Below are 235 nucleotides of genomic sequence, written 5' to 3' on the forward strand. Positions count from 1 at the left end.
GTTTAAAAGATTTTGGTAAAAATCCAAAGATTTTTGAACATCTTTAACTCTTATCATTGCGTGTAAAAATTTCATAATTACTTTTCCTTTCTTAGCATAACTACAGCATTTGCTTCAATGGCTTTCTTTTCACCAACTGCGTCCATTTGCTCATTAGTTTTTGCTTTTATTGATAGTTGATTTTCTTCTATATTTAAAACTTCTGATAAAACCTTAACCATTTTAGGAATATATG

The 235-nt window shown here is 27.7% G+C and carries 2 protein-coding genes; both read right to left on the reverse strand.

The genetic code is table 11. The features are described 5' to 3' along the window. Positions 1-75: VOC family protein (locus O4H49_RS20675; protein ID WP_419715246.1), on the reverse strand; the 75-nt coding region annotated here is incomplete at its 3' end. A gap of 2 nt (positions 76-77) precedes the next feature. Continuing rightward, positions 78-221 (reverse strand): 2-C-methyl-D-erythritol 2,4-cyclodiphosphate synthase, encoded by a 144-nt coding sequence (locus O4H49_RS20680; RefSeq protein ID WP_419715247.1) that lies wholly within the window; start codon positions 219-221, stop codon positions 78-80. Positions 222-235 lie beyond the last annotated feature (14 nt).

Source organism: Kiloniella laminariae (genome assembly GCF_027214005.1).
Lineage (GTDB): Bacteria > Pseudomonadota > Alphaproteobacteria > Kiloniellales > Kiloniellaceae > Kiloniella > Kiloniella laminariae_A.

Bases quoted from the DNA above. Each gene is read 5' to 3' on its own strand.
- O4H49_RS20680 (WP_419715247.1), bottom strand. From the start codon at position 221: ATGGTTAAGGTTTTATCAGAAGTTTTAAATATAGAAGAAAATCAACTA.